Genomic DNA, 9,224 nt, shown 5'->3' on the forward strand with positions numbered 1-9,224 from the left:
TCGATATAACTTTCGGTTCACCTAATATTCCAAAATAAGTTCCAATTGCAAGATTTTGTAGAAAAATAAAATGAAAAAAGGACGGTAACTTCAGATCACTGAATACTTACAATAATTCAAATTTTAATGCCACATCAGCGAAGTGCAAACCAGAGGGCTCAAATACCCGATATGATCATTCAAACGGGGATTACCAGAATAGGTACCGAGCCGCAACCTCCTGACACAACCTGCTATGCGCCGTAGTATCTGTTCCACAAACTCTTTCCTTACACTGATTGAATTACCATCAGGAGAACGGGGATGCGAACTTACATAGTCACAGTATTACTAATGATTGGATTTCTTACTGCTCCCCTGGTAGCTGATACTCCAATTATTGGGATGAAACCGTATAATTATCAATATGTTATTAACAACACCGCTGAATTTCCGGATTTTCAGTTTCTGACAAGCAGTGAGATCTGGAATTTTGATTACCCCGTACTGGTAATAAACGGGACATTTGAAGGGGGGTATAAACAGGATGGGTTTACTCTGCACGCAATCAGAAAAGATAAATTAGATCCGTCAGTAAGGGCAGAATTGGCTACTGTTGACCTTGAACGAAAAAATCTCTCCCCCTACCTTGAAACTGCTCCGCTTGCAACTTCAGATCTATCACTCCCGGTTGCAACCACCCTCAATGATACAATACCGGTAACCAATCTCACCGTTTTACTCCAGATAAACGACATCACAGCCCAGACACTGAACGTTACAAAAATAAAAACCATCTACTATTATGAGAATGGAACTACTCTGGAGGAATCAGCACAACCAGAACCAGGGATAAACAATCAGGATCTTGTGAATGATATCAGTCAGGAATTCTCTGTTGACTCATTAATGGAGAAGATATAACACAGGTGATTGGCAGGTACCATTATCAACGATAGTGTGTGTCCTGATCAGGCGGAAAATGCGGTGAATCTGCTTCTTCCTGTACTGATCTGTTTTTATTACGACGGTTTTTCTCAAGTACCTGTTACTGTTTCTCTTCATCAGGAAAGAACACGGGAAGCTCTTGATCTATGCCATCCTTGTCAATAGCATTACAACCCCGCTGTTGAACTCTGCCTGGCTCTTCTTCATTCCCCCTCTGGCTCCTTGAGAGAGGGGTGATCCTTACTGAGACTGTTCTAACCTGTCTTCTAACCGAAGTTGATCTGCGATATTCATTCTTAAGTTCGATCTGTGCTCATGGAATCTCACTATATGCAGGATTTCTGAAAAATTTTTGACAGTAACCTAAAGTTAGTATCACGTAAATTCAGATTTTTAAAATTTTACTTTAATTTTAGATTTTAAAAGAAATAAGTGAAAATATTAATGATGAATGGACAATAGTTATGTAGTAGCGATTGCAATTGCTAGAATAAATATATATAGTCGCACATTACAACAGATATGGTGACCACGTATGATTAATTCCGCAGATGAAGGGGCTCCGCAGGAACCCAGAGATGATCAGGGTGAAGCGGGAGAACTCATCCCTGAGGAATCTCCCCCTCAGGATGAACGATCACCCCTCGAGATCCTGCAGGGCGAATATGATGATCTTCATGATCGATATCTGCGGCTTGCAGCTGATTTCGAGAACTTCCGAAAGAGAAGTACACGGGATATGGAGTTTCGAACCAACTCAGCAATTGAGCGGTTTGCTAAGGATATGCTAGAGGTCGCTGACAGTCTTGATCGTGCCCTGATTGCAGAAGGAGGAGATCATGAAGGGATGACTCAGATAAAAAAACTATTTGAGAACGTCCTTGAAAGACAGGGAATCCAGCCCTATGAATCTTCAGGTGAACCATTTGACCCTGCCCGACACGATGCAATTGCTTATGTTCCTTCAGACAAGGATGAGGGAACTGTATGTGACGAAGTCTGTAAGGGATACTGCCTGAACAGCAAAGTAATCAGACCAGCAAAAGTAACCGTATCACGTGGAAACGAACCACAACAATCACAGGAGTAAACAACATGGCTAGTGAAAAAATTCTGGGTATCGATCTCGGGACTACCAACTCATGCATGTCAATCATGGAGGGCGGCAAAGCAGTCGTCATCCCGAATGCTGAAGGAGGCAGGACAACACCATCAGTGGTAGCATTTACCAAAGATGGAGAGCGGCTTGTAGGAAGTCTTGCAAAGCGACAGTCTATCACCAACCACCAGAACACCGTCATCTCGGTAAAACGGAGTATGGGGACTGACAAGAAAATCAATCTCAATGGAAAGAACTTCAGCCCCCAGGAGATCTCTGCAATGATCCTGCAGAAACTCAAGAGTGATGCTGAAGCATACCTGGGTGAAGAGATTAAGAAAGCAGTCATTACCGTTCCGGCATACTTCAATGATGCCCAGCGTCAGGCAACCAAAGACGCAGGAACCATTGCAGGTCTTGAAGTTCTTCGTATCATCAACGAGCCAACCGCAAGTGCTCTCGCATATGGTATCGACAAGGAAGAAGACAAGACTGTTCTGGTCTACGATCTTGGTGGTGGTACATTCGATGTCTCTATCCTGACCCTCGGTGATGGAGTATTCGAAGTTAAGGCAACTGCAGGAAATAACCATCTCGGTGGAGATGACTTTGACAAACTGGTCACTGATTTCCTGGTAGAGGAGTTTAAGAAGAAAGAGGGTATCGACCTGACCAAGGATCCAATGGCCATGCAGCGGCTGCGTGATGCTTCAGAGAATGCAAAGATCGAGCTCTCACAAAAGCAGAAGACCAACGTAAACCTGCCATACATCACTACCGACTCAAGCGGACCAAAATTCCTCGATATCGACCTGACCAAATCAAAGTTTGAGCAGCTCATCGGGAATCTTGTGGAAAGTACCATAGGACCTGTCAAGCAGGCATTATCAGATGCAGGGATGACACCCGCGGACATTGATCACGTACTACTCGTAGGTGGTTCAACCCGTGTTCCCCTCGTGCAGCAGAAAGTCAAGGATATCCTTGGAAAAGAGCCTGACAAAGGGATCAATCCGGATGAATGTGTCGCTGTCGGCGCAGCAATTCAGGGAGGTGTGCTTGGTGGAGAGACGAGCGATATCGTTCTGCTTGATGTAGCTCCGCTAACCCTCTCTATTGAGACGCTTGGAGGAATTGCCACCCCAATCATCGAACGAAACACTACAATCCCAACCAAGAAGAGCCAGGTCTTCTCAACCGCTGCAGACAATCAGACATCAGTTGAGATCCATGTGGTGCAGGGTGAGCGGAAACTAGCCTCAGATAACTTCACGCTCGGTAAGTTCATGCTAACCGGCATCCCACCGGCTCCCCGGGGAATCCCCCAGATAGAAGTTACCTTCGATATCGACGCAAACGGTATCATCCATGTATCAGCCAAGGATCTCGGGACCGGTAACGAGCAGAAGATCACGATCAAAGGTAGCAAGAAGCTCTCTGATGACGAGATCGACCGGATGGTAGAGGACGCAAAGAAGTTCGAAGAAGAAGATACCAAGAAGAAAGAAGAGATAGAGGTCCGGAATAGTGCTGATATGGCAGTCTTCTCTGCAGAGAAACTCCTCAAGGATTCTGAGGATAATATCGAAGAGGCTGACAAGACCAAGGTACGTGAGCAGATCGATGCAGTGAAGAAAGCACTCGAAGGAACTGACTCCGAACAGATCAAGAAAGCAATGGAGGATCTGACCGAGGCAGTATACACTATCACCACCAAAATCTATCAGAAGGTCCAGGAAGAACAGGCTGCACAGCAGCAGGCAGGAGCATCCGGTGGAGAACAGAGCTCCGGACCTGCTGACGACAATGTCGTCGATGCTGATTTCACCGAGAAGAAGGAGTGATCCTGAATCATGGTTGCGGGAGATTATTACGACAGACTCGGCGTGTCACGAACAGCCGATGAGAAAGAGATCAAGAAGGCCTACCGCAACCTTGCCCGGAAGTATCACCCAGATGTAAACAAGGATCCCGGCGCCGAGGATAAATTCAAGGAGATCAATGAGGCGTATAGTGTCCTGTCTGATGCCCAGAAACGGGCCCAGTATGATCAGATGGGGCACGAAAACTTCACCAACGCCTCGAAGGGATCGTATGGCGGCGGCGGATACAGTGGCGGATTTAACGCGGATTTCTCAGGCTTTGGAGATATCTTTGACTTTGCCAGTGACATCTTCGGAGGTTTCGGTGGTGGCAGACAGCGTGGGCCTCGACGGGGTGACGACCTCCTCATGCGAACGGACATTACGCTAAAAGATGCCACTTTCGGACTTGACAAAGAGATTGAGGTGATGCATGCTGAAGCATGTCAGACTTGTGAAGGAACCGGCAGCGAAAACCGTAAGCAGAAAGACTGTCCCAAATGTGGTGGATCAGGACAGATAAAGCAACAGACACAGACCCCTTTTGGAAATTTTATAAGACAGGGGACGTGTGACCTCTGTCATGGCAGGGGAAAGGTTGCAGAAAAACCGTGTTCTGCCTGTCATGGAACAGGTCATGCAAAGGTTCGCAGAAAGGTAGCAGTACATATTCCGGCAGGAGTTGACACCGGGATGCGTCTGCGGATGGAGGGATATGGTGAAGCAGGTGACTTTGGCGCACCGAATGGTGATCTCTACATCGAGATGCATGTCAGACCGGACTCAAGATTCCAGCGTGAAGGTGATAATCTCGGGACCAAGGTACAAATTTCACCAGCTCAGGCAGTATTAGGAACTTCAGTCGAGATTGAGACGATTGACAACAGAAAACTTGAGGTCAAAGTTCCACCTGGAACCCAGGGAGGAAAAAGACTCAGGGTTGCCGGAGAGGGGATCCGTCGCCGGGGAAGACATGGAGATCTGCTTGTTCTCATAGAAGTGCTCATACCAAAAAGCGTTCATGGTGAACTCAAAGAGTTGTATGAGAAAATAATTGCACTTGAAGGGCATAAGCCAAGAACTGATGGCGATAAGAAAGGATTCTTTGAGTCCATCCTGGGCTGATAGTTATCCGGGCATGAGGTTGTGACAACCTCCACTTTTCTCTTTATAGGAAACCCTTAATTGGATTTACGCGTAAAAATAGCTACATGGGCAGTCTCCTCCTTGTTGACGATGCAGCATATATGCGAAGACTCGTAGGCATCATGGCAAAAAAGGGAGGGCATGAGGTTATTGGTGAAGCAGAAACAGGAGAACAGGCAATAGAACTTTTTTCCCGGCTCTCTCCGGATCTGGTAATTCTCGATATCCTTATGCCTGATATGGATGGACTTGCTGTATTAAAAAAGATAAAAGCAATGAAGCCGGAGGCACGAATTATCATGTGTACGGCATCAGAACAGTCACACCATGTGCAGGAAGCAATCTCTTCCGGAGCGAAGGGATATATTGTAAAACCGTTCACGCAGGATAGCCTGAACGAAAAGATCAATGCAGCACTGGCATAACTGGTTGATTGAGCACATTTCATTCTACATCTTTTATTCATTCACGTCTAACAGTAGACAGTGAAATTGATCTTTGAGCTCTGGGGAGAACATCCGGATATTCCCCGTGCTGAGATATCCTGCCTGGGCACGGTTACCGATCACCGGGTTCAGGTTGCCATAGCAGATATTGCTGATCCGGTGACCGTCCAGCGACTCGCATACACGCACCGGGTTATGGAGTACCAGGGGGAATGCTCAGCAGACGAAAAATCCTTTATCAATATGCTGAACTGCCTTAACATCACGACAGACCAGCCATTCTGTGGAAGAGTTAAAAAGATGGATGGCTCACAGATGAGCCTCTCAACCACCCAGATGGAGCGGCTGATTGGAACATATATCGAAGGGCCGGTTTCAGTATCTGAACCCAAAACCATATTCAGAGCGATAGCTTCCGGGGATCGGATCTACTTTGGGACAGTACTCTGGGAACTAGACAGAGGCCCTTATCACGACCGAAAGCCAGGAAACCGTGAGTTCTTTCATCCGGGTGTAATGATGCCGCGGATGATTCGCTCACTGGTAAACCTGGCTCATGCCATGCCAGACGAGATCGTGCTCGATCCATTCTGTGGAACAGGGGGGACACAGATCGAATCAGAATTAATCGGTTGTACTGCGATCGGAACTGATGCAGATCCTTTCATGATTCAGGGCACACGTCGTAACCTCCCCGGTTCTCAGGCAGCCATCGCTGATGTGAGACATCTTCCGTTCCCGGATGGATCAATAGATCTTATCGTATCTGATCTGCCTTATGGTCAGTCAGTATTTATCATTGGATCAGGTCTTGATGATCTCTATCAACACGCTCTGGCTGAGATGCTCAGAGTAACAAAGCCAAGGTTCAGATCGGTTATCGTAACCCACCGGGACATCAGGCCACTGGTAGCCAGGTTTTTTACCATCTGTGAATATTATGAACAGCGGGTACATCGAAGTCTTACCCGAAGAATTCTGGTGATTATGCATGATAACGGTCAGTCACCTATTAAAGGCTGATCTGAATAATACACATAATTGATTTAAGAGAGGCTGCGCTCGCAGAACCACAATGGCATTTACGTTCTTCTTCAGAGATGCTCAAACCCTTCGTCTGGCAATTGAACACTTGCACCCGTATATCCAGAGCAGATCACGAATCTCGATCTGGAGTGCCGGGTGTGCAATGGGACAGGAACCATACACCTTTGCAATCCTGCTCCGGGAAATAATCGGCCCATACCTCTTCAGAAATACCAGGATCTATGCAACAGATCTGGATCAATACGGAAACTATGGAAAAATTATTGAAGAGGGGAGATATCCCGTTAAAGATCTTGAACGTATACCGGAAGATATTCTGGCACGGTATTTTACCATCGATCCTGATAATACAACCCAGTGTATCTTATCTGAAGAGATTCGAAATACAGTTGAGTTCAACAGACATGATCTCCTCTCCTTTGAACCGATCCGATCAGGATTACACTTGATAATCTGTAAAAATGTTCTGCTTCACTTTTCACCAGAGGAACGAATGAAAGTCTGGATGATGTTCTGGAATGCCCTTGAAGTAGGTGGTTTTATGCTCCACGAACACACTCAGAAGTTACCTGATGAATTAAATGGAAAGTTTGAACAGATTGTAATGAATGCCCAGATATTTAGAAAGATAGGATAATGGCATGCAGATCCATAACCTGACCAGTCAGAGCACTGAGTACACCTCAAATGTTTATCATATTACAGGGGAGTATCTGCAACTGAGTGATCAGAGCACTCTCATTGACGTGGGTCGCGATATCAGGGTAATCGGAGAACTCAGAACAATCAGGACCGGAATCGGAAAAAAACCAGTTGACCAGATCTTCTTAACCCACTCACATTTTGATCATGCCGGACTCCTCAAAGAAATTCTTGAGCGTTACCCGGTCCCGGTCTATGCACATCCACAAAGCAGAATCCCTGGAATTCATCCATTACAGGATCAGCAGATCGTGCATATTGGCGATAACGAGTGCGAGGTCATCTGGGGCGGTACCCATAGTGAGGATTCGGTCTGTTACTTCTGTCAGGAGAAGGGAATTCTCTTCTCAGGAGATGTGCCGATGAGAATCTATACCAATGACGGGATCTATGATCCGGCATTTCTTCTAACATTTGAACGAATCAGTTCCTATGAGGTGAAAGAGATCTATCCGGGTCATGGAGATCCCATCGTTGACGGAGTCAGACATATGCTTGATGAATCATACCGCAATCTTAAAGGGAGCAAATTTTTCTGAATATTGGGGAGTGCGGGGCCATGATCATCATGCCAAACCAGAAAGGTGAGAGGGATCGATGAGGGTTAGGAATCTGACTGCCGGATCAGAGGTGTATACCTCTAATGCATACCTGTGCAGTCCATCGTCTGAAGAAAGAGTATCAGGAGTGCAGGAGAACGGAAAGGATTGTGGTATCCTGATTGATACCGGTTGTGATCCCGGTATTGTGAACACGCTGCATGAGATAGAGAGGGAGTCAGGTACGAAACCCGTGTGTCAGATCATCCTCACACACAGTCATTATGATCATACCAAAATGCTTCACAGTATCAAAGATTCATGGAATATTACCAGTTATGCTTACTCTGCGTATCTCCACGGAATTGATCAGGTTATAAAAGGAGGGGAGATTGTTCAGGAACATGGAACCACCTTTGAGTTGTTTCATGTTCCAGGTCATAGTACTGATTCAATCTGTGTATACTGCAGAGAAGAGAAACTGCTATTTTCTGGTGACTCTCCTCTGATCATATGGGGAATCGAAGGAACTTACGAACTATCTTTCGTCAGGGCATTTGAGAAACTGGTGCAGTTACCGGTAGATATTATTTATCCCGGGCATGGAGAGCCAATTACTAACGACTGTAACCGGATTCTGAATCAATCACTCAGAAACCTGAGAAAAAGTCGGATCATCTGATACTAATCAATACGATCTGTCGCACCAGTTTTGATGAACGTATTTTCCTGTCAGGTACTCCTTTATTCCTATACTGCCCATTGATAAGAGGTGAATACGCTTATTCTTGGAGGCGGGCTTGCAGGAGTGACACTTGCCCGTCTTCTTTCCGAGCAGGGTGAAGAAGTTCAGGTACTTGAACAGGAGTCACGAATCGGTGGCCTCTGCAGATCAGTAACCAATGACGGATTCACATTTGATATTGGTGGATCTCATATCATCTTTTCACGGGATCAGGAGGTTCTCTCATTCATGCATCGGGTTCTGGAAGAGAACCGGGGTGAACGAAAGAGAGATACCAAGATTTTTTATAAAAATCGCTATATCAAATATCCCTTTGAAAATGGTTTGAGTGAACTTGCAAAAGAGGACTGCTTTACTTGTCTGCATGAGTTTATCAAGACCACTATCGCTTCAGAGAAGGGAGAACTTCAGGAACCCCTGAATTTCAGAGAGTGGATATATCATACCTTTGGAAGCGGAATCGCTGACGCATACCTGGTTCCCTATAATGAGAAGATCTGGAACTACCCGCTTGACAAGATGTCTGCTCACTGGGTTGAAGGCCGGGTTCCCCGCCCACCAGTGGAAGACATCATCAAATCCGCGGTGGGCCTTCAGACCGAAGGATACTCACACCAGGCTGTCTTCTCATACCCTGAAACCGGAGGAATTGAAACACTCATTCGGGCTATTGCACGACCGGTCCAGGATCGGATTCGCACCGGATTCAGA

10 protein-coding genes are annotated in these 9,224 nt (G+C 46.1%); all 10 read left to right on the plus strand.

All coding sequences use genetic code 11. The annotated features are described in order from the left end of the window. Positions 1 to 303: 303 nt before the first annotated feature. A complete protein-coding gene (locus LUQ50_RS08520; RefSeq protein ID WP_300039145.1) occupies positions 304 to 903 on the plus strand; it encodes a hypothetical protein in 600 nt (199 codons plus the stop codon). A gap of 559 nt (positions 904 to 1,462) precedes the next feature. Then, the gene (locus LUQ50_RS08525; protein WP_300039148.1) at positions 1,463 to 2,017 is read left to right on the plus strand and encodes a nucleotide exchange factor GrpE; all 555 of its coding nucleotides are present in this window, start codon (positions 1,463 to 1,465) and stop codon (positions 2,015 to 2,017) included. Between the two features lie 5 nt (positions 2,018 to 2,022). Continuing rightward, positions 2,023 to 3,870, plus strand: a complete 1,848-nt coding sequence (gene dnaK / locus LUQ50_RS08530) for a molecular chaperone DnaK (protein WP_300039151.1) — start codon at positions 2,023 to 2,025, stop codon at positions 3,868 to 3,870. Positions 3,871 to 3,879: 9 nt separating this feature from the next. Further along, positions 3,880 to 5,013, plus strand: coding sequence for a molecular chaperone DnaJ (gene dnaJ / locus LUQ50_RS08535; RefSeq protein ID WP_300039155.1), 1,134 nt, complete (start codon positions 3,880 to 3,882; stop codon positions 5,011 to 5,013). Between the two features lie 86 nt (positions 5,014 to 5,099). After that, positions 5,100 to 5,459 (plus strand): response regulator, encoded by a 360-nt coding sequence (locus LUQ50_RS08540; RefSeq protein ID WP_300039157.1) that lies wholly within the window; start codon positions 5,100 to 5,102, stop codon positions 5,457 to 5,459. A gap of 60 nt (positions 5,460 to 5,519) precedes the next feature. Next, positions 5,520 to 6,503 carry a methyltransferase domain-containing protein gene (locus LUQ50_RS08545; RefSeq protein ID WP_300039160.1) on the plus strand — a complete coding sequence of 328 codons (984 nt, stop codon included), beginning with the start codon at positions 5,520 to 5,522 and terminating at the stop codon, positions 6,501 to 6,503. Positions 6,504 to 6,555: 52 nt separating this feature from the next. Then, positions 6,556 to 7,164, plus strand: a complete 609-nt coding sequence (locus LUQ50_RS08550) for a CheR family methyltransferase (protein ID WP_300039163.1) — start codon at positions 6,556 to 6,558, stop codon at positions 7,162 to 7,164. Positions 7,165 to 7,168: 4 nt separating this feature from the next. Next, entirely contained in the window at positions 7,169 to 7,768 is a 600-nt protein-coding gene (locus LUQ50_RS08555; protein WP_300039166.1) for an MBL fold metallo-hydrolase, read from the plus strand. A 58-nt stretch (positions 7,769 to 7,826) separates the two neighbouring features. Next, positions 7,827 to 8,450, plus strand: a complete 624-nt coding sequence (locus LUQ50_RS08560; protein ID WP_300039169.1) for an MBL fold metallo-hydrolase — start codon at positions 7,827 to 7,829, stop codon at positions 8,448 to 8,450. Between the two features lie 90 nt (positions 8,451 to 8,540). Next, positions 8,541 to 9,224, plus strand: a 684-nt coding sequence (locus LUQ50_RS08565; protein ID WP_300039172.1) for an NAD(P)-binding protein, incomplete at its 3' end; no start/stop codon positions are given.

It is taken from the genome of Methanospirillum sp. (assembly GCF_028679455.1).
Lineage (GTDB): Archaea > Halobacteriota > Methanomicrobia > Methanomicrobiales > Methanospirillaceae > Methanospirillum.

Bases quoted from the DNA above. Each gene is read 5' to 3' on its own strand.
- LUQ50_RS08520 (WP_300039145.1), top strand. From the start codon at position 304: ATGCGAACTTACATAGTCACAGTATTACTAATGATTGGATTTCTTACT.
- LUQ50_RS08525 (WP_300039148.1), top strand. From the start codon at position 1,463: ATGATTAATTCCGCAGATGAAGGGGCTCCGCAGGAACCCAGAGATGAT.
- dnaK (WP_300039151.1), top strand. From the start codon at position 2,023: ATGGCTAGTGAAAAAATTCTGGGTATCGATCTCGGGACTACCAACTCA.
- dnaJ (WP_300039155.1), top strand. From the start codon at position 3,880: ATGGTTGCGGGAGATTATTACGACAGACTCGGCGTGTCACGAACAGCC.
- LUQ50_RS08540 (WP_300039157.1), top strand. From the start codon at position 5,100: ATGGGCAGTCTCCTCCTTGTTGACGATGCAGCATATATGCGAAGACTC.
- LUQ50_RS08550 (WP_300039163.1), top strand. From the start codon at position 6,556: ATGGCATTTACGTTCTTCTTCAGAGATGCTCAAACCCTTCGTCTGGCA.
- LUQ50_RS08555 (WP_300039166.1), top strand. From the start codon at position 7,169: ATGCAGATCCATAACCTGACCAGTCAGAGCACTGAGTACACCTCAAAT.
- LUQ50_RS08560 (WP_300039169.1), top strand. From the start codon at position 7,827: ATGAGGGTTAGGAATCTGACTGCCGGATCAGAGGTGTATACCTCTAAT.